General features: G+C 54.2%; 18 protein-coding genes. 2 read left to right on the top strand and 16 right to left on the bottom strand.

Annotated elements, in window-relative coordinates:
• Positions 1 to 27 precede the first annotated feature (27 nt).
• Positions 28 to 438 (bottom strand): alternative ribosome rescue aminoacyl-tRNA hydrolase ArfB, encoded by a 411-nt coding sequence (arfB, locus tag VIJ98_RS03900; RefSeq protein ID WP_154154056.1) that lies wholly within the window; start codon positions 436 to 438, stop codon positions 28 to 30.
• 214 nt (positions 439 to 652) lie between these two features.
• Here arfB and VIJ98_RS03895 point away from each other — a divergent pair, with 214 nt between their 5' ends.
• Positions 653 to 853, top strand: a complete 201-nt coding sequence (locus VIJ98_RS03895; protein WP_036622231.1) for a YaeP family protein — start codon at positions 653 to 655, stop codon at positions 851 to 853.
• Positions 840 to 1,103: a Rho-binding antiterminator gene (rof, locus tag VIJ98_RS03890; protein ID WP_008108461.1), complete on the top strand. Its 264-nt coding sequence runs from the start codon at positions 840 to 842 to the stop codon at positions 1,101 to 1,103. The genes VIJ98_RS03895 and rof overlap by 14 nt, the downstream gene beginning before the upstream one ends.
• A 39-nt stretch (positions 1,104 to 1,142) precedes the next feature.
• On the opposite strand, the gene VIJ98_RS03885 is transcribed toward rof, so the two are convergent.
• From VIJ98_RS03885 to cdsA, 15 genes are all read right to left on the bottom strand, one after another.
• A complete protein-coding gene (locus tag VIJ98_RS03885; protein ID WP_154154817.1) occupies positions 1,143 to 1,451 on the bottom strand; it encodes a cytochrome c in 309 nt (102 codons plus the stop codon).
• Between the two features lie 14 nt (positions 1,452 to 1,465).
• On the bottom strand, positions 1,466 to 2,767 hold the full coding sequence (gene tilS, locus VIJ98_RS03880; RefSeq protein WP_323272366.1) for a tRNA lysidine(34) synthetase TilS: 1,302 nt from the start codon (positions 2,765 to 2,767) through the stop codon (positions 1,466 to 1,468).
• A gap of 54 nt (positions 2,768 to 2,821) precedes the next feature.
• Entirely contained in the window at positions 2,822 to 3,211 is a 390-nt protein-coding gene (locus tag VIJ98_RS03875; protein WP_110867578.1) for a VOC family protein, read from the bottom strand.
• 65 nt (positions 3,212 to 3,276) lie between these two features.
• Positions 3,277 to 5,424, bottom strand: a complete 2,148-nt coding sequence (locus tag VIJ98_RS03870) for a lysine decarboxylase LdcC (protein WP_061718077.1) — start codon at positions 5,422 to 5,424, stop codon at positions 3,277 to 3,279.
• Between the two features lie 258 nt (positions 5,425 to 5,682).
• Positions 5,683 to 6,642: an acetyl-CoA carboxylase carboxyl transferase subunit alpha gene (gene accA, locus VIJ98_RS03865; protein ID WP_008108472.1), complete on the bottom strand. Its 960-nt coding sequence runs from the start codon at positions 6,640 to 6,642 to the stop codon at positions 5,683 to 5,685.
• Positions 6,643 to 6,654: 12 nt separating this feature from the next.
• Positions 6,655 to 10,137, bottom strand: coding sequence for a DNA polymerase III subunit alpha (gene dnaE / locus VIJ98_RS03860; protein WP_154154065.1), 3,483 nt, complete (start codon positions 10,135 to 10,137; stop codon positions 6,655 to 6,657).
• 31 nt (positions 10,138 to 10,168) lie between these two features.
• Entirely contained in the window at positions 10,169 to 10,795 is a 627-nt protein-coding gene (rnhB, locus tag VIJ98_RS03855; RefSeq protein ID WP_008108474.1) for a ribonuclease HII, read from the bottom strand.
• Positions 10,788 to 11,936: a lipid-A-disaccharide synthase gene (gene lpxB / locus VIJ98_RS03850; protein ID WP_008108475.1), complete on the bottom strand. Its 1,149-nt coding sequence runs from the start codon at positions 11,934 to 11,936 to the stop codon at positions 10,788 to 10,790. Before lpxB ends, rnhB begins: the two co-directional genes overlap by 8 nt.
• 3 nt (positions 11,937 to 11,939) lie before the next feature.
• Positions 11,940 to 12,728 carry an acyl-ACP--UDP-N-acetylglucosamine O-acyltransferase gene (gene lpxA / locus VIJ98_RS03845; protein ID WP_008108476.1) on the bottom strand — a complete coding sequence of 263 codons (789 nt, stop codon included), beginning with the start codon at positions 12,726 to 12,728 and terminating at the stop codon, positions 11,940 to 11,942.
• 3 nt (positions 12,729 to 12,731) lie between these two features.
• Positions 12,732 to 13,187, bottom strand: coding sequence for a 3-hydroxyacyl-ACP dehydratase FabZ (fabZ, locus tag VIJ98_RS03840; protein ID WP_007893924.1), 456 nt, complete (start codon positions 13,185 to 13,187; stop codon positions 12,732 to 12,734).
• A 190-nt stretch (positions 13,188 to 13,377) separates the two neighbouring features.
• Positions 13,378 to 14,403, bottom strand: a complete 1,026-nt coding sequence (gene lpxD / locus VIJ98_RS03835; RefSeq protein WP_008108477.1) for a UDP-3-O-(3-hydroxymyristoyl)glucosamine N-acyltransferase — start codon at positions 14,401 to 14,403, stop codon at positions 13,378 to 13,380.
• 3 nt (positions 14,404 to 14,406) lie between these two features.
• Positions 14,407 to 14,907 carry an OmpH family outer membrane protein gene (locus VIJ98_RS03830; protein WP_008108478.1) on the bottom strand — a complete coding sequence of 167 codons (501 nt, stop codon included), beginning with the start codon at positions 14,905 to 14,907 and terminating at the stop codon, positions 14,407 to 14,409.
• 95 nt (positions 14,908 to 15,002) lie between these two features.
• Positions 15,003 to 17,414: an outer membrane protein assembly factor BamA gene (bamA, locus tag VIJ98_RS03825; RefSeq protein WP_008108479.1), complete on the bottom strand. Its 2,412-nt coding sequence runs from the start codon at positions 17,412 to 17,414 to the stop codon at positions 15,003 to 15,005.
• 51 nt (positions 17,415 to 17,465) lie between these two features.
• On the bottom strand, positions 17,466 to 18,815 hold the full coding sequence (gene rseP, locus VIJ98_RS03820) for a sigma E protease regulator RseP (protein WP_258144634.1): 1,350 nt from the start codon (positions 18,813 to 18,815) through the stop codon (positions 17,466 to 17,468).
• A 12-nt stretch (positions 18,816 to 18,827) separates the two neighbouring features.
• Positions 18,828 to 19,685, bottom strand: a complete 858-nt coding sequence (cdsA, locus tag VIJ98_RS03815; RefSeq protein WP_258144633.1) for a phosphatidate cytidylyltransferase — start codon at positions 19,683 to 19,685, stop codon at positions 18,828 to 18,830.
• Positions 19,686 to 19,700: the final 15 nt, after the last annotated feature.

Genomic DNA, 19,700 nt, shown 5'->3' with positions numbered 1-19,700 from the left:
TAAAACGCCTCCAACTGGAGGCGTTTTTTATTGCACCTTTCCGCGCATCGCCTTCACGTTACTGCGCCGGGTTTTACCTTCCAGCCGCCTCACTTTGGAGCCGTGCGTGGGTTTGGTTGCACGCCGAACCTTTTCCACCGTGGTTAACTCCTGAATCAGATTAATCAGCCGCTGCACGGCCGCTTCCCGATTCATTTCCTGGCTGCGATGCTCCTGCGCTTTGATAATCACCACACCCTCTGCGGTAATCAAATGATGGCTGGCCGCCAGCAGTCGCTCTTTATAGAACGGCGGCAGCGATGATGCATGAATATCAAACCGCAGGTGAATCGCCGTGGAGGTTTTATTCACATGCTGGCCACCGGCACCTTGCGCACGGATGGCACTGAGCTCCACTTCATTATCTGCAAGTGAAAGCGATCGAGACAGCACAATCATCTGTCACCTGCCGTTTGGCTCGACGTTGCGTCGTGTAATAACCTGTTCATCAACTTAACCTTTTGTGCGCACGCTGAGTGCATGAGACCAGCGCGAAATGTCACTTTTGCCCATTTCCTTGCATCATTCCCGTGACGACCGGGCTGATTTCCATGAAATTCCTGTGATATAGTCGCCTATCATCCAGAGTATCAACTCTGCTGAGGAGGTGTATGTGCAAAAGTATTGTGAGTTAGTTCGCCAGAAGTATGCCGAAATTGGTAGCGGCGACCTTGGGTATGTGCCAGACGCCATAGGTTGTGCGTTGAAGGCTCTCAACGATATTGCCGCTGATTCTGCGCTAAACTCTTCTCTCAGGGAACAAGCAGCGTATGCCGCTGCAAACTTATTGGTGAGCGACTATGTTGACGAATGAAGCCTATAAACCCATCAACTGCGATGATTACGACAACCTCGAACTCGCCTGCCAAAAAAACTGGACGCTGTCGTTAGAGTTAAAAAACGGCGATCAGCTCAAGGCGAAAGCCGTGGACATGGTCTCACGTAAAAACGTTGAGTACCTTGCCGTCGATCTCTCAGGCGAGACCCGCGAAGTGCGGCTCGACCACATCGCCAGCTTCACCCATCCGGAGCTGGGCACCGTCGTCGTTAGCGAAGACGAGTAAAACCTCTCTCGGGCGGGAATCACATCCCGCCCACCTCGTTTAAGGCTTTAATGAACTGTAATACGCCGATAAATCTGCCATATCCTGATCGCTCAATCCTGCCACAAACGCTTTCATCACTTCCGCCTGGCCACCGCTACGCTCGCCTTTTTTATAAGCTTGCAGTGAATGCAGCAGATAAGGCGCATGCTGCCCGGCCAGATTCGGATAGAGCGGCACCGCGCTTTTGCCCTCGGCGCCGTGACACGCCATGCAGCTTGCCGCTTTTTGCGCGCCTGCATTGACATCGCCGTCGGCCAATGCCGGCAGCGCCGCAGCGAATAACGTCGCTGCCATCCAAAGTTTCATCATTGCTCTCCATTTTATTGTTGTGGTGACCAGATCGCCTGCCAGCCTTGCTCATTGCTGGCTGCGCCTTCACGGGTGATAAACAACCCCGGCGCGCTAATTAGCGTCTGGTTAAAGTAAATCAACGGGATACGTTCGCGCAGCCAGGGCGCAACGCCCAACTCTTGCCATAGCTTCTTCATCTCGCGGCCACCTGCGCGCCCCTGCAAGTGATAATAACCCTGCGCCTGGAAGCGGACTGTGATCGCTTCATCCGCTGCAGGCTGACGCAGCTCGGCAATCCACGCATTCGCGTGCAGCGAACCTAAACCGGCCGGTAAATCGAGCGGTTGCGTGTGGTCTTGCCAGGTTAGCGAGTGCTGACTAAGTGAAGGCTGTGGCGTTAACCAATAGAGTTTCTGCCGATAGCGGCGCAGCTCAAAAGTGCTGAAGCGCAAACAGGGTTTAGCATCTTCACGGCTGTTGATGACTTCATCGGTGATGCGTTTCAGCGCCTCGCGCGAAGGCATCGCGCCGCCCTGTTGGGCAATCCAGCGGCGTAACAGCGCATGACGCCGCGCTTCACTCATGTTCATTAACGGTGGGAAGTGCAGCGCGCCCTGCGCATCGCAAAGCTGCGCCAGCTGTTCCGCCAGCAACTCGTCGAGCAATTGCTCCTGTTCGCCACACAGTGCGGCGCTGCGTGCACTGGCGGCGCTGAAGTGCGGCCAGCGGGCCTGCAGCAACGGCAGCACCTGCTGACGCAGGAAGTTGCGGTCATAGCGGCTATCGGCGTTGCTTTCATCTTCAATCCAGCGCAGCTGATGATCGGCAGCGTAGTTTTCAAGTTGCTGACGGCTAACGTTGAGCAACGGACGCAGATGCCGATGATCGCCAACGCTGCGCTGCGGCGGCATCGCGGCCAAACCCGCCGGTCCGCTGCCGCGTTTTAACGCCAGTAGCAGCGTTTCCGCCTGGTCATCGAGGTGCTGAGCGGTAAGTAAGTGCTCACCGGGTTGCAGCTGCTGAAACAGCGCCTGATAGCGCGCCTCGCGGGCGGCCGCTTCAATGCCGTTGGCGCGACCATTAACCTGCACATGCAGCACTTCACAGGGAATCTGCCACTGCTGGCAAACATGCTGACAATGCAGCGCCCAGCTATCGGCATTCGGGCTCAGACCATGATGGACGTGTAACGCGCGCACGCGCAGCGCTGGCTGCTGACGTTGGCAGCAGACCAATTGATGCAGCAGCACGGTGGAATCGAGTCCGCCGCTGAACGCCAGCACATAGCCAGCGTCGGGTGTCAGCAGCGAAGCAAGATGAGATAAAGACATGAGCGCGTTCCGTCCGGGCGAGCCACCGAATTGCGGCTCGCGGCGGACGCTAGTTTACGCCTGATACAGCTCCAGCGGCAAACCGTCCGGATCGGGGAAGAAAGTGCAGGCTTTACCAGTTAACGCATCAATTCGAATCGGCTCGCACGTCACGCCCTTTTCCGCCAGCGCCGCTATTGACTGCTCAACATCCTCAACGCAAAACGCCAGATGGCGCAGGCCGCAGGCTTCCGGCCCACTGACGCGTGGCGGCGGCGATGGGAAAGAGAACAGCTCGATGGTGTAAATCCCGTTCAGGCCGAGATCGCCTTTCCACGAGTCGCGCTCGGCGCGGTAATATTCACCCAACAATTCAAAACCCAGCACATCACAGTAAAACGCCTTACTGCGCTGATAATCGGTAGCAATAATGGCGATGTGGTGGATCTGTTTTATCTGCAGCATAGCGACTCCGGTTTTCACATAAGCCGCTTACCCTACGTGGCAAAAGCGGCGTTGGAAAGAGGTGATTATCCGACTTCTTCACGCAATACGCGCACCAGATAGCGGCCATCTTCCGTCAGCGTTGCACCGTGAATATCGGTTTCGAAGCCGGGATAGTGTCGACCAATAGTGCAGAGCATCAGCAGAAAATCGAGCACGGAACGGCTCTGTTCCGTAATCATCTCGCCCGGCATCACCACCGGCACGCCTGGCGGATACGGCAGAATCATGTTGGCAGAAATGCGCCCTACCAACTCGCGAATATCCACCGTTTCCACCTGACCTTTCACCTGGCGCTGAAACGCCTGATGCGGCGTCATCTTCATCTCTGGCAGCACGTCGAATGCTTTCAACATCAGGCGCGGCAGATCGTGTTGCAGGATCAATTGATGAATGCCCTGCGCCAGCGTTTGAATGCGCATATTGCGGTAGAAGTCGGGATCTTCAGCATAGAGATCCGGCAGCATGTTTTTCACCCGCAGATTGAGATCGTATGCGCGCTTAAACTCCGTCAGCCCACGCAGCACGCTCATCGCTTTGGTTTTATCAATACCGATGCTGAACAGAAACAGTAGATTGTACGGCCCGGTTTTCTCCACCACGATACCGCGCTGATCGAGGAACTTAGCCACCAGCGCGGCTGGAATGCCCTCTTCCGCCATCTTGCCCAGCTCGCTCATGCCCGGCGTCAGAATGGTGACTTTGATCGGGTCGAGATACATATGATCGCGATCAGCATGAGTGAAACCGTGCCAATCTTCTTCGCCCGGCTGGATCGGCCAGCATTCGGCTTGATCGACCTGCTCCGGCTGCCAGATATCAAAGAACCAGCCTTCGCACTCTTCCCGTAAGCGCTGAATTTCACGACGGAAATGCAGCGCACGTTCAACCGAGCGGTTGATCAATCGCTTACCCGGATTACCGCGCAGCATCGCCGCTGCAGTTTCAATCGACGAGACAATCGCGTAGCTCGGCGAGGTGGTGGTGTGCATCATGTAGGCTTCGTTAAAGGTGTGCTCGTCGTAATCACCTTTGATATGAATCAGCGAAGCCTGCGAGAACGCCGCCAGCAGTTTGTGCGTCGATTGCGTTTCATAGATCACTTTTCCGGGAACACGGTCGCCGCTCATGCCGCTTTTACCGGCATAAATTGGATGGAAATTGGTGTACGGCACCCACGCAGAATCAAAGTGGATCGATGGCACATCCAGCGTCTGTTTGATGAATTGCGTGTTATACAGCAGGCCATCATAGGTTGAGTTGGTGATCACCGCATGCACCGGCCAACTGGCGCGCGGCGTGGCGTTGACCTTTTGCTGGATGCTGTCGCGCGTGAACTCGCGCTGCGGAATACCGCCCAAAATGCCCAGCGCGTTGCGCGTCGGTTTGAGCCAGATCGGGATGATGTCGCTCATCATCAGCAAATGGGTGAGCGATTTATGACAGTTACGGTCTATCAGCACCGTGCTGCCCGCTGGCGCCGCATACATACCGACGATTTTGTTCGAGGTCGAGGTGCCGTTAGTCACCATGTAGCTTTGCTCGGCGCCAAAGGTGCGTGCGACGTACTCCTCTGCTTCCAGATGCGGGCCGGTGTGATCGAGCAACGAACCCAATTCCGTTACCGAGATCGAGACATCCGCTTTTAAAGTGTTCGAGCCGAAGAAGTCATAAAACAAGCTGCCCACCGGGCTTTTCTGGAACGCGCTGCCGCCCATGTGACCTGGCGTACAGAAGGTGTATTTGCCCTCTTTGACGTAGGTGAACAACGCTTTGGTCAGCGGCGGCGTGATGTTGTCGATGTACTCATCGGTGTACTGACGAATATGCAGCGCGATGTCATCGGCGGCGCTCAAGGCATATTCGAAGAAGTGCAGCGCCATGCGCATCTCATTGATGCTGACATCCATTTGCGAATGGGTGTTGATGAAAGCATACAGCGGCAGATATTCATTGAGCTGATTGATGTCGCTACACAGCGCCAGACTGTAATCGTCCCAGTCAAAAATCACCCCGCAGATACGCGGATTGTGTTCAATCAACTTCAGCAGGTCGCTGGCATTATTGGGGTAAACGGTTTGGAAGCCTTGCAGCTTAAGGGCAGCATCCAGTTCGCGAATAGGCTCATCTTTGTAGAAAGCGCCGTGCGGTCCCATGATCGCAATAATATTCAATGCTCACCTCCTGTGGTGTTGTGGCACTGAATAAGGATAGCGAAAAGCGCGCGCGGATAAACCTGGAATGCTCTGCTGTTGAGGTTCATGGCGCTTTGGGTTGTGTGCTTGGGCCAGAAAAGGTCGCCATGAATGGCGACCCTACGGAAGACGTTGCGGTTTTGTAGGGGCGCCATTTATGGCGACCAATGCGAAATTATCGATTAGCAGGCGTAAAAAAAGCGGACCGAGGTCCGCTTCTTGCTTCAATCTAATGTATCAAGCGTAGCCGTAGTTCATCAGGCGCTGATAGCGACGGTTGAGCAACTCTTCGGTGCTCAGCACATCGAGATCGGCCAGATCCGCTAACAGCTGCTTTTTCAAGCTGGCAGCGATATCAACTGGATGACGATGCGCGCCACCCAGCGGCTCAGGAATGATAGAGTCGATCAGCTTCAGCTCTTTCAGACGCTCAGCTGTGATACCCATCGCTTCCGCAGCCAGCGGTGCTTTGTCGGCGCTTTTCCACAGGATCGACGCACAACCTTCCGGTGAAATCACCGAATAGGTGCTGTACTGCAGCATGTTGACTTTATCGCCCACGCCGATTGCCAGCGCACCACCGGAACCGCCTTCGCCGATTACGGTACAAATCACCGGAATTTTCAGGCCAGACATTTCACGCAGGTTGCGAGCGATCGCTTCAGATTGACCGCGCTCTTCTGCACCCACGCCCGGATAAGCACCTGGCGTGTCGATGAAGGTGATTAGCGGCATTTTAAAGCGTTCAGCCATTTCCATCAGACGCAGCGCTTTGCGATAGCCTTCTGGTGCCGGCATACCGAAGTTACGACGGATTTTCTCTTTGGTTTCGCGACCTTTCTGATGACCAATGATCATCACTGGACGACCGTCGAGACGGGCAATACCTCCGACAATCGCTTTATCATCGGCATAAGCACGGTCGCCAGCCAGTTCGTCGAAATCATCAAACGCGTTGCGGATATAGTCCAGTGTATAAGGACGCAGCGGATGACGCGCGAGTTGCGCCACTTGCCATGCGCCTAAATCGGAGAAGATTTTACGGGTCAGCTCAACGCTTTTTTCGCGCAGACGCTGCACTTCCTCATCCAAATTAATATCGTGTTTCTCATCCGAACGTCCAATCGATTTTAACGAGTCGATTTTCGCTTCAAGCTCTGCGATTGGCTGTTCAAAATCCAGGTAATTAAGACTCATAATGTTCCTGTTTTAGTCAAACTCCAGTTCCACCTGCTCCGATCCTACTAACGACCGCAAATCGTTGAGTAAACGATCGCTGGGCGAAATACGCCACGCTGCACCAAAGCGTAGCTTCGCTCGCGCATCGGCTCTCTGATAGTAGAGATGCACCGGAATGGTCCCGGAGCGATGAGGCTCCAGAGACTGGCGGAGACGGTTTAAAAGCTGGTCATCAATTTGCCTGTCCGTCAGCGAGATAGCAAGTCCGCGCGCGTATTTTTCCCGCGCTTCGTCGATGTCCATAACTTCCCGAGCGGTCATTTTAAGGCCACCGCTAAAGTCATCAAAGCTGACCTGTCCACTGACGATCAGGATACGGTCCTTCTCCAGCAACTGCTGGTATTTATCTAACGCATCGGTAAATAACATCACTTCAAGACGACCAGAACGATCGTCAATCGTACAAATACCAATTCGGTTGCCGCGTTTAGTGACCATCACGCGGGCGGCAATCACCAGCCCCGCCGCGACGGTTACTTTACCACGATCTGTCGGATGCATGTCTTTCAGGCGCATGCCGCCGACGTAACGCTCAATTTCTTTCAAATACTGATTAATTGGATGGCCGGTGAGATAGAGACCTAAGGTCTCACGTTCGCCATCCAGTTGAATTTGTTCCGGCCACGGCGTGATGCTGGCGTAGGATTTCTCTACCTGCTCCGGCTCTTCCGCCAGCACGCCAAACATATCGGCCTGGCCGATGGCTTCGGCTTTGGCATGCTGATCGGCCGCTTTTAAGGCATCGCCAAGCGCACTCATCAAGGCCGCGCGATGCGGGCCAAGACGATCGAACGCGCCCGACATGATCAGTTTTTCCATCACGCGACGGTTAATCTTTTTGGTGTCGGTGCGAGCACAGAGATCAAATAGCTCTTTGAAGTAACCGCCTTCATTACGCGCTTCAATGATCGCTTCGATCGGACCTTCACCCACGCCTTTGATCGCGCCGATGCCGTACACGATCTCACCTTCATCGTTAACGTGAAACGGGTAGAGTCCTGAATTGATGTCTGGCGGCAGCACTTTGAGGCCCATGCGCCAGCATTCGTCGACCAAACCAACCACTTTCTCGGTGTTGTCCATATCGGCGGTCATTACGGCCGCCATGAACTCTGCCGGATAGTGCGCTTTCAGCCACAGCGTTTGGTAAGAAACCAGTGCGTAAGCAGCGGAGTGCGACTTGTTAAAGCCATAGCCGGCGAACTTCTCTACCAGATCGAAGATTTTCATCGACAGTTCGCCGTCGACGCCCATCTTCTCCGCACCGTCCTGGAACACCGAACGCTGCTTCGCCATCTCTTCAGGTTTCTTTTTACCCATCGCACGACGCAACATGTCCGCGCCGCCCAGCGTATAGCCAGACAGCACCTGAGCAATCTGCATCACCTGTTCCTGATACAGAATGATGCCGTAGGTCGGCTCCAGCACCGGTTTCAGGGTTTCGTGCTGCCACTGAATATCCGGATACGAAATCTCTTCGCGGCCGTGCTTACGGTCGATGAAGTTATCTACCATGCCCGATTGCAGCGGTCCCGGACGGAACAGCGCCACCAGTGCGATCATATCTTCGAAGCAGTCAGGCTTCAGACGTTTGATCAGATCTTTCATGCCGCGCGATTCAAGCTGGAATACCGCAGTAGTTTCCGAGCGCTGCAGCATATCGAAGCTTTTTTTGTCTTCCAGCGGGATGGCGGCGATATCAATCGGTGGCAAACCCTGCTTTTCACGGCGCGGGTTAATCATCTTCAGCGCCCAGTCAATGATGGTGAGCGTACGCAGACCAAGGAAGTCAAACTTCACCAGCCCGGCATATTCCACGTCATTCTTATCAAACTGAGTAACCGGGAACTGCCCGTTCTCATCACAGTACAGCGGCGCAAAGTCGGTGATTTTGGTCGGCGAGATCACCACACCACCGGCGTGTTTACCGGCGTTACGCGTGACACCTTCCAGTTTACGCGCCATGTCGATCAGCGCTTTCACCTCTTCATCTGCCTCGTAGATCTCCGGCAGCTGCGGTTCAGCCAGGAAGGCTTTCTCTAGCGTCATGCCAGGATCGGGCGGGATCAGCTTAGAGATACGATCAACAAAGCCGTACGGATGGCCGAGTACGCGTCCCACATCGCGGATAACCGCTTTCGCCGCCATGGTACCGAACGTAATGATCTGCGATACCGCATCACGTCCATACATATCGGCCACGTGATCGATCACCTGATCGCGTTTCTCCATGCAGAAGTCGACGTCGAAGTCGGGCATCGAGACACGTTCCGGGTTCAGGAAGCGCTCGAACAGCAGGTCAAATTCCAGCGGATCGATATCGGTAATTTTCAGCGCATACGCCACTAATGAACCGGCACCCGAACCACGGCCTGGACCCACGGGAATCCCATTGTCCTTCGACCACTGGATAAACTCCATCACGATCAGGAAGTAGCCGGGGAAGCCCATCTGGTTGATAACGGTGAGTTCAATCTCCAGACGTTCATCATATTCCACGCGTTTTTCAGCGCGCACCGCCGGATCCGGGAAGAGGAATTCCATACGCTCTTCCAGGCCTTCGCGCGACTTCGCCACGAGGAAGTCTTCGGTGCTCATATCACCGGTGGGGAACTGCGGCAGGAAATACTCGCCGAGGCGCACCGTCACGTTACAGCGCTTAGCAATCTCTACGCTATTTTCCAGCGCTTCCGGGATGTCCGAGAACAGCTCGCACATCTCCTCTTCACTGCGCATATATTGCTGAGGACTGTAATTGCGCGGACGCTTAGGATCGTCCAGCGTGTAGCCGTCATGAATCGCCACGCGGATTTCATGCGCATCAAAATCTTCTTCATTGAGGAAGCACACTTCGTTGGTGGCAACAACGGGAATACCTTCGGCAATTGCTAGCTCGACGGCGGCATGCAGATAGGCCTCTTCATCGGCGCGACCGGTGCGCATCAATTCAAGGTAATAACGATTCGGGAAGTGTTCCTGATAGAAGCTCAAACACTGCGCGACCATCGCGCTATTGCCGCGCAGCAGACTGCGGCCCACATCGCCACGACGTCCGCCAGACAGCAGAATCAGGCCTTCGCCCAGCTCCAGCAGCCAGTCACGATCGATGATGGGGCCCGCAATGCCGTAACCACGCTGATACGCACGCGAAATCAACAAGGTCAGGTTTTGATAACCGGTGTTATTGGCCGCCAGCAGAGTTAACTGCGTCAGCTCATCGCCCATTAATTCACTGGCAACCTGAAAATCAGCACCAACAATTGGCTTGATCCCCGCGCCGTGCGCACTACCGTAAAAACGCACCAGCCCGCACAGGTTGATGTAGTCGGTAATCGCGATCGCCGGCATGCCCAGCGCAGCCGCCTTCTTGACTAAAGGTCCGGTTTTCGCCAGACCATCAACCATGGAGTAATCACTGTGGACGCGCAGATGTATAAAACGAGGTTCAGCCATATCAGTTTCCGGTTAAAACAGCGTCAGGCTATTAAAGCGTAGTTGGCTGGCGGGCTGCCAGCACGTCAGCATCAATCAAGGCGTTACGCACCGGCGCAAAGCTGCGACGATGATGAGGTGTGGCGCCGTGCTGCGTCAGCTTTTCCATGTGCAGCGCGGTTGGATAACCTTTGTGTTGCGCAAAGCCATATTGCGGGAACAGCAGATCCAGCTCGGCCATTTCACGATCGCGCGTGACTTTGGCGATGATCGAAGCTGCACTGATCTCTTTCACCAGGCTATCGCCCTTCACCACCGCCTGCGAGGGCATCGGCAGCGCGGGACAACGATTACCATCGATCAGAACGAAGTCCGGCGCAATGTGCAAACCCGCGACCGCGCGCTGCATCGCCAGCATGGTGGCGTGCAGAATATTGAGCTGATCGATCTCTTCTGGCTCGGCTCGGCCAAGACTCCAGGCCAGCGCCTTCTCTTTGATCTCGTCATACAGCGCCAGACGACGCTTCTCGGAGAGCTTTTTCGAGTCGGCCAGTCCGACAATCGGGTTGGCGGGATCAAGGATCACCGCCGCCGTCACCACTGCGCCAACCAGCGGGCCGCGTCCGACTTCATCAACGCCAGCAATCAGCTGCGCGTTGGGATAGATAAATTCAGCCATTGATGATCTCCAGTACCGCATCCGCCGCCTGCTCATCGGCATTCCAGCGAATCTGTTGATGCAGCTCGGTGAAGGTTTTCAGCAGCGCTTCGCGCTCAGGGCCCGCGTGCAGTAGCGGCTCCAGCGCTGCGGCTAATGCTTCGGGCTGACACTCGTCCTGCAGCAACTCTTTCACCAGCTCGCGACCGGCTAACAGATTTGGCAGGGAAACATACGGCGTTTTTACCAAACGTTTTGCCAGCCAGAAGGTCGACGGTTTCATGCGATAGCCAACCACCATCGGGCATTTCGCCAGCATGCACTCCAGCGCGGCGGTGCCAGATGCAAGAATAGCGGCATCGCTGGCCAGCATCGCCTGACGACCTTTGCCATCCAGCAAATGCATCGGCAGTTCAGGCGCAACTTGCGCTTTGATCTGCTCAAACTGCTCGCGGCGTTTGGCGTTCACCAGCGGCACCACGATTTCCAGCGTTGGATAGCGCTGACGCAGCAGCTGCGCGGCGCGCAGGAAATCGGCGCTGAGCATTTCCACTTCCGCACCACGACTGCCCGGCAACAAGCCAAGGCAAATCGCCTCTTCAGCAATACCTAACTCGCGGCGCGCCGCCAACTTATCGGGCTGTAGCGGCATCGCATCAGCCATGGTGTGGCCGATAAAGCGGCACGGTACGTTAAAACGATCGTAGAACGCTTTTTCAAACGGCAGGAATGCCAGCACCAGATTAGTGTTGCGGCCGATTTTGAATACGCGCTTTTGACGCCACGCCCAAACGGAAGGGCTGACGTAATGAATTGTGCGAATGCCCGCGCGCTTGAGGCTCCCTTCCAACGTAATGTTGAAATCCGGCGCATCAATGCCGACAAACACATCCGGCTTGAGTTCGGTGAAGCGCTGCGTCAGGTCACGACGAATTTTCAGCAGACGCCGCAGGCGTCCCAGCACTTCGACGATGCCCATCACCGCCAGCTCTTCCATCTCATACCAGGCTTCGCAGCCTTCGGCCTGCATCAGCGGACCGGCCACGCCAACAAAGCGCGCATCAGGATGGCGCGCTTTTAACGCACGGATGAGACCTGCACCAAGAATATCGCCGGAGGTTTCTCCGGCGACCAGGGCAATCGTTAGGGGACGCGCTGACATGGATTAACGAATCAATCCACGCGTAGATCGGGCAAAGAAGTCATAGAAAGGCTGCACTTCGCTGTGTTGTTTCGCCAGCTCTTCAATCTCTGGTTTCACTTCATCAAGCGTTTTGCCGCTGCGGTACAGCAGTTTGTACGCGTTGCGAATGGCATGCAGCGCTTCTTTGCTAAAGCCGCGACGCTTCAGACCTTCGATGTTGATACCGTATGGCGTTGCGTGGTTGCCCTGCGCAATGACATAAGGCGGCACATCCTGCGCGACGCCTGAACAACCGCCAACCATCACGTGAGCACCAATGGTGCACCACTGATGTACCGCCGTCATGCCGCCGATAATTGCAAAATCATCAACGGTGACGTGACCGCCCAGCGTGGCATTGTTAGCAAAGATGCAGCGATTGCCGATCACGCAGTCATGCGCGATGTGAGCATTCACCATCAGCAGATTATCGCTGCCGACTTTGGTCACATTGCCGCCCTGCGTGGTGCCACGATGAATGGTCACGCTCTCGCGGATGCGGTTACGATCGCCAATTTCAACTCGCGTCGGTTCGCCCGCATATTTCAGGTCCTGGTTCACTTCACCAATGGAAGCGAACTGGTAGATCTGATTGTCTTTGCCGATACGCGTATGGCCGTTCACCACCACGTGCGATTTGAGAACCGTTCCTTCACCAATTTCCACATTGGCACCGACAAAACAGAACGGACCGATGTGAACATTGGCGCCGATAACAGCACCCTCTTCAATGACAGAACTGGGATGGATATTGGCGGTTGAATCAATCACTTATTATGCCTCCCGGCTACGGGCACACATCATGGTCGCTTCACAGACAATTTTGCCGTCCACGGTCGCCACGCCTTTAAAGCGCGTCAAGCCACGACGGGTTTTCTCGAAGGTCACTTCCATGATCATCTGATCGCCCGGCACAACCGGACGTTTGAAACGTGCTTCATCGATACCAGCGAAGTAATAGAGTTCGCCTGGTTCCAGTTTTCCAACGCTTTTGAACGCCAGAATGCCGGTCGCTTGCGCCATCGCTTCCAGAATCAGAACGCCTGGGAAAATCGGCTTACCAGGGAAATGTCCCTGGAAAAACGGTTCGTTAACAGAAACGTTCTTCACCGCGCGCAGATATTTATGCTCTTCAAAATCCAGCACGCGATCAACCAGCAAGAAAGGATAGCGGTGTGGCAGCAGTTCTAAAATCTCTTCAATTTTCAGAGTATGCGTTTCAGTAGTCAAAATACTCTTCCTGTCCTAAAAAATCTGATGGCAACAATAACACGGCCTGCACCGATCAAAATGATCTTCCGCAGGCCGCAAATTAGTTCGGGGCGTTTCGCTTTCTTACGATACCAGCTGCCATTCTCGGGTTAGCCAAGGTGGCAGAAAATACACTTCTTGTTATGAAAGCGAGTAGCGTGGGATGCGTTTAGTCGTCTTTGCCGACCTTACGTTCGATGGCTTTTAAGCGTTTGCTTATTTCATCGATGTTCATCACCAGCGCTGCTGTTTTACGCCAGGTTTTGTTGGGTTGCAGTGGAATTCCCGACGAATACACGCCTGGCTCTGTGATGGGGCGCATTACCATGCCCATGCCCGTTACGGTCACTTTGTCACAGATTTCCATATGGCCGTTAATGACGCTGGCGCCGCCAATCATACAGTAACGTCCAATCTTCAGACTACCCGCCATGATCACACCACCCGCAACTGCGGTGTTATCACCAATCACGACGTTGTGCGCAATCTGACACTGGTTATCTATGATAACACCATTGCCGATCAGAGTGTTATCCAGCGCGCCGCGATCGATGGTGGTACAGGCACCAATTTCTACCCGATCACCAATCACTACGGTACCCAGCTGTGGGATTTTCACCCAATTGCCGCGATCGTTAGCATAGCCGAAACCATCAGCACCAATGACGGTGCCGGACTGAATCAGACAATCCTGACCAATCTGGATTTCGTGATAAATCGTGACGTTAGCCCACAAACGTGAGCCGCGACCGATGCGCGTCTGCTTACCAACAAAACATCCTGCGCCAATAACGACGTCATCACCCAGCTCTACGCCGGACTCAATCACCGCATTTGCGCCTACCGAAACATTCTTACCCAGCTTAGCCGTTGCATCGATCACCGCGCTGGGCGCGATATTCTGCGCGGGCTGCGGCGTGGTGTCCAGCAGTTGTGCCATGCGGGCATAAGTTAAGTAAGGATTTTTCACCACCAGGGCGGCCGTTTTACACCACTCCAGATCCGCTTCCGTCAGCACCACGGCTGAAGCCTGGATAGTAGCGAGCTGCTCGCGGTAGCGGCTGTTTGCAAGAAAAGTGATTTGGCCAGTTGTGGCGGATTGCATAGAAGCAATGCCGGAGATGACGATATCGCCATCTCCGTGCAATTCTGCATCCAACTGCTGGGCTAAATCAGCCAGTCGAATTGATGACATCAATTATTTAACCTGTTTTACAACGTCAGCAGTGATGTCTTTAGCATCAGAAGAAGAGTACAGCACGGCCTGAGAGTCCAGAACCAGATCGTAACCTTCGCTTTTCGCTACAGACTGAACAGCGGTCTGGATTTTAGCCAGCAGCTTGTTACGCTCCTGCATCTGACGAGTTTGGTTGTCTTTGTCAAAAGCCTGTGCTTTTTGTTCAAAGGCAGCACGCTCAGTAGAGATTTGCTTCTCTTTCTTGGTGCGGTCGCTCGCTTTCATGGTCGATGCATTACGCTGCAGATCCTGAATTTCTTGCTGGATCTTCTGCTGCTGAGACTGGAGGTCAGAGGCGCGGCTCTGGAATTCACCTTCAAGCTGTTTAGCAACAGCAGCACGCTGCGGAGACTGCTGGAAAACCTGGCTCAGGTTCACGACGGCAACTTTATCAGCCGCTTGGGCACCCGCAGAAGCAGCTAACGCAACACCCAGAGCAGCAGCACAGAACAACTTTTTCACTATAAACTCCTTACCTCAACGTGTGTGTTTGCAGCGTGCCGCATTATCAGGCAGCACGCATGCAAGACGGTATTTTCACTTCCCTGCTCAGAGCCTTACCAGGTTTTACCAATGTTAAACTGGAATTGCTCTGACTTGTCTCCCTCGACTTTCTTCATCGGCTGGGCGTATGAGAATACCAGCGGTCCTAACGGTGACATCCACTGCAGTGCCACACCGGCAGAGACGCGAATGTTATTAGGATCGCTGTAATCTGGCACACCCGCCGCGCGTGTTTCCGCGGTGTTCTGCCATTTGGTATCCCAAACGGTACCGGCATCCATAAACACCGAGGTGCGCACGGAATTCGCATACTTCTCGCTCAGGAACGGCGTTGGCGTGATCAGCTCAAGGCTGGCAATCGCCATGGCGTTACCACCAACCGCATCATCCGACTTACAGACGCCGTTCGGATCAGAGAGATTACAGGTTGACGAGCCATCGTTCAGATACGCAGCTTTAGGACCAATGGTATTGGACTGGAAGCCACGAACTGTGCTCGAACCACCGCCGTAGAAGTTCTCATAGAACGGCATCTCTTTACCATTAAGTCCGTCACCATATCCAACACGGCCACGGCCTAATACTACCCACGTACCATCGCGGTTCAGCGGCACATATTGCTGGCTATCCAATGTCGCTTTGTAGAACGCGTTATCAGAGCCTGGAATCGTCACTTTACCATTCAGGTTGGTACGGTTACCGCGCGTTGGGAAGAAGCCGCGGTCTAAGGTGTTATAGGTCCAACCGTAGTTGAAGGTGAAATCATCCGCAGAGAAATCACCATCATCATTCAAGCCCTGATGACGACCGACTGAATCCAGATAACGCCACATCGCAACCTGTGGACGCATGTTGGAAAGGTCGTTATGCACGTAACCTAAACCAACACGCAGGGTGTTGTTTTCGTTGACCGGGAAGCCCAGCGTACCGTCGAGACCATAACTTTTGTTGGTATAGTCAGACAGATCCGCGTCATCGGCTTTAAAGTCGTTATAGAACAAACGACCGCCAAGGCTCACACCGTCGACTGTGAAGTACGGATCGGTCAGTGAGAACTCAGCATAGGTCTGGTAATCGTTTTTGGTACCGCTGATGCCAACGGTGTTACCGGTGCCGAGCCAGTTTTCCTGGGTCACACCCACCTGGAAGCTCACGCCACTTTCAGTACCGTAACCAACACCAAAGTTGAAGGTGCCGGTGTTACGCTCTTTAACCTTGTAGACCACATCAACCTGGTCTGGTGCACCTGGAACGCGCTGCGTATCCACATCCACGGTTTCGAAGTAGCCGGTACGATTCAGACGCTCTTTACCCTGATCGACGAGGTCGCTGCCCAACCAGGCACCTTCCATCTGACGCATTTCACGGCGCAGCACTGAATCTTTTGAGGTGTCGTTGCCTTCAAAGCGCACTTTACGCACGTAATAACGGTTGCCCGCATCTACGTTGATATGCAGCTTAACGGTTTTGTCAGCATCATTAATTTCTGGTTGCGTCATTACACGCGGATAGGCGTAACCGTAGCGGCCCAGCAATTTCTTGATGTCATCTTCCATTTGGGTGACTTTGGTGCCGTTATACAGCTCACCCGCTGGAATTCTGGTCATCTTTTCGATTTCAGCAGAATGGCCCGCCATGCTGCCGTTCACGATCACGCCGGCAATCTTGTACTGATCGCCTTCGTTGATGTTCACGGTGATGTAGATGCCTTTCTTATCTGGCGTCAGGCTCACCTGCGTTGAATCGATGTTGAAACGCGCATAACCGCGATCCAGATAGAAGCTGCGCAGGGTTTCGAGATCGCCCGCTAACTTCTGCTTCTGGTATTTGCGATCGCCCACCACGTTCCACCATGGCACTTCATCACGCAGTGAGAAGCGCGAAATCAGTTCGTCAGAGCTAAACGCTTTATTACCGACGATGTTGATCTGCTGGATCTGTGCTGAAACGCCTTCCTGGAAGACGAATTTCAGATCCACACGGTTGCGCGGCAGCGGCGTAGCAATGGCTTTGACGCTGGCGGTGTATTTACCGACGCTGTAGTAGAAGTCTTCCAGGCCCTTCTCGATTGAGGAGAGCGTGGTGCGGTCCAGCGCTTCGCCAACGCGCACGCCAGAAGCTTCGAGGTTCTGTTTCAGCTGATCTTCTTTCACCGCTTTGTTGCCGGAGAAAGTGATGTTGGCAATGGTCGGACGCTCTTTCACCTGAACAATCAGGGTTGTACCGTCACGCAGAACCTGCACATCTTCAAAGTTACCGGTGGCGAACAGTGAGCGAATGGTGTTTCTGACGTCATCGTCATTCACCGTATCACCGACACGTACCGGCATGCTGAGCAGAGCCGCGCCGACGGCGACTCGCTGGAGACCTTCGAAATGAATGTCCTTCACTACGAAATCGTCTGCACCGTAAACGGTGGCGCTGCTAAACAGCAGCGACGCTATGAGCAACTTTTTCATCGCCATCGTTGTTATGCGTTTTCCTAACACATCCCGCGTCTGTATGCGTTCCAGCTATTACAGACGAGAGAAATCATTGAAAAGTGCAAGCCCCATTAACAGCACTAGCAAGATTGAGCCAATGCGATAACTAAAGTCCTGAACTCGCTCGGACACCGGTCCACCTTTGATCTTTTCGATCGCCAGAAAGAGCAGATGACCACCATCTAAAACCGGCAGAGGGAACAGGTTAATGATGCCCAGGTTGACGCTGATAAGCGCCAGGAACATCAGGTAATAAATCACCCCGTACTCTGCTGATAACCCGGCACCCTGCGCGATCGAAATCGGCCCGCTCAGGTTATTCAGCTTCACATCCCCGATTATCAACTTGCCCAGCATGGAGACTGTTAGCTTCATCAACTGCCAGGTTTTTACACTGGCTTCGCCGATCGCCGCAAAAGGCCCATACTGCCTTACCGTTTTGTACTCATCAGGCAGCGGAATCACACGCGGTATTACCCCCGCGAAGCCTTCCGCTTCCTTGCCCGGTTTCGCTTCCGGCGTTAACGTCAACGCCACAGGTTCGCCGTTGCGCTCGATATCTAGCGCCATGTTTTTGCCCGGATTATCCCGCACCTGTGCCGCAAAAGCCTGCCACTGAGACAATGGCTGACCATCGACTTTAACGATCCTATCGCCCGCTTGCAAACCAGCATTGCTTGCCGGTGAGTTTGCCTGAACTTCAGCTAAGGTCGTTTCAATCTGCGGCCCACGTGGACGAATACCTAAAGCGACCACCGGATCCTGTTTATCAGGCTCAAATTGCCAATCGCGCAAATTTAATTGCTTTTGCTGCGTGGCTTCTTCGCCAAATTGCGAGACGGTAAGCGTGGCATCGCTGTCGCCGATTTTACCGATCAGCGCCATACGCACAGCATCCCAATCAGGCGTTTCGATACCATCTACCGCTTTAAGTTCCATACCGGAGGTAATTTGCGCTTCGGCAGCGACGGAACCGTTCATAATTTCACCAACTACGGGACGCACACCCGGCACGCCGTGAATAAACACGACCCAGTAAGCGAAGATGGCAAAGATGAAGTTGGCGATAGGACCGGCTGCGATGATCGAAGCACGCTGCAGCACGGTTTTATTATTGAAGGCTTGATGACGCAGTTCGGCGGGAACGCTCTCAACGCGTTCGTCGAGCATTTTGACGTAACCGCCGAGAGGAATCAGCGCGATGACATATTCGGTGCCCTGACGATCGCTGCGACGCCACAGCGCTTTACCAAAGCCAATTGAGAAACGTTCGACTTTGACACCGCAGCGGCGCGCCACCCAGAAATGACCAAACTCGTGCACGGTAATCAGCACGCCAAGCGCCACGATAAAGGCGGCAAAACTCCAGAGTATACTCAACATCGTCGGCTATCCTCAGAGGGTGCGGAACACCAACAGCAGCAGGCAGGCAAACACCGGCACCGCAGCAGTCAGGCTATCAATACGATCGAGAATACCACCGTGCCCCGGAATCAAGTTACCGCTGTCTTTAATGCCCGCTTCACGCTTAAACATACTTTCAGTCAGGTCACCCAATACCGATGCCAGCGTGGCAATCACCGCACAGATGATCAGCGTGCCCGGCGCCACCGAAAGCGGTGCCAGCAGGGCAAATAGCCAGGCGATAATGGCAGATGACAACAGGCCACCGAAGAAACCTTCCCAGGTTTTACCCGGAGAAACTTTCGGTGCCAGCTTGTGTTTGCCAAACAGGCGACCAAACATGTAAGCACCAGAATCAGCGCCCCAGACGAGGAACATCACGAACAGCAGCCACCATGCGCCGGCAAAATGATCGGTATCGTAATGATACTGACGCAGCGCCATCATGCCCCAGAAGAAGGGAATCAAGGTGAGCACGCCAAACAGCAGGCGCAGCGTACGCGAATGACGCCACAATGCAGCAGAAGCCGGATAGAACAGCACTAAGATGAGCGCGACAATCCACCATCCCAGCGATGCCCAAAGCGAGCCTTCCATCTGGAATTGGTGCAGATTGCGTTGATAGGGTTCAAGAGTGAAAAGCATCGCGGACAGCAACAGACCGCATAGCACGGCGAGCCAGATACGTTGCTGACGCGTTTTCATGCCGGCAAACTGCCCCCATTCCCAGGCGGCAAGCATGCAGATGATGATAGTGATAATCGCAAAACCGGACAGGGGTAACCAGAACAGTGCAGCGATCACCAGCGGAATCAAAATTAACGCGGTAATCAGACGAGACTTGAGCAAAGGTTACCCCCAAAT

Origin of the sequence: Pantoea sp. S18 (genome assembly GCF_045689705.1) — a bacterium.
GTDB lineage: Bacteria > Pseudomonadota > Gammaproteobacteria > Enterobacterales > Enterobacteriaceae > Pantoea > Pantoea symbiotica.
This window is presented reverse-complemented; position numbering and strand designations above follow the sequence as displayed.

Bases quoted from the DNA above. Each gene is read 5' to 3' on its own strand.
- VIJ98_RS03875 (WP_110867578.1), bottom strand. From the start codon at position 3,211: ATGCTGCAGATAAAACAGATCCACCACATCGCCATTATTGCTACCGAT.
- bamA (WP_008108479.1), bottom strand. From the start codon at position 17,414: ATGGCGATGAAAAAGTTGCTCATAGCGTCGCTGCTGTTTAGCAGCGCC.
- tilS (WP_323272366.1), bottom strand. From the start codon at position 2,767: ATGTCTTTATCTCATCTTGCTTCGCTGCTGACACCCGACGCTGGCTAT.
- accA (WP_008108472.1), bottom strand. From the start codon at position 6,642: ATGAGTCTTAATTACCTGGATTTTGAACAGCCAATCGCAGAGCTTGAA.
- lpxD (WP_008108477.1), bottom strand. From the start codon at position 14,403: ATGTCATCAATTCGACTGGCTGATTTAGCCCAGCAGTTGGATGCAGAA.
- arfB (WP_154154056.1), bottom strand. From the start codon at position 438: ATGATTGTGCTGTCTCGATCGCTTTCACTTGCAGATAATGAAGTGGAG.
- dnaE (WP_154154065.1), bottom strand. From the start codon at position 10,137: ATGGCTGAACCTCGTTTTATACATCTGCGCGTCCACAGTGATTACTCC.
- VIJ98_RS03885 (WP_154154817.1), bottom strand. From the start codon at position 1,451: ATGAAACTTTGGATGGCAGCGACGTTATTCGCTGCGGCGCTGCCGGCA.
- rnhB (WP_008108474.1), bottom strand. From the start codon at position 10,795: ATGGCTGAATTTATCTATCCCAACGCGCAGCTGATTGCTGGCGTTGAT.
- rseP (WP_258144634.1), bottom strand. From the start codon at position 18,815: ATGTTGAGTATACTCTGGAGTTTTGCCGCCTTTATCGTGGCGCTTGGC.
- lpxB (WP_008108475.1), bottom strand. From the start codon at position 11,936: ATGTCAGCGCGTCCCCTAACGATTGCCCTGGTCGCCGGAGAAACCTCC.
- rof (WP_008108461.1), top strand. From the start codon at position 840: ATGTTGACGAATGAAGCCTATAAACCCATCAACTGCGATGATTACGAC.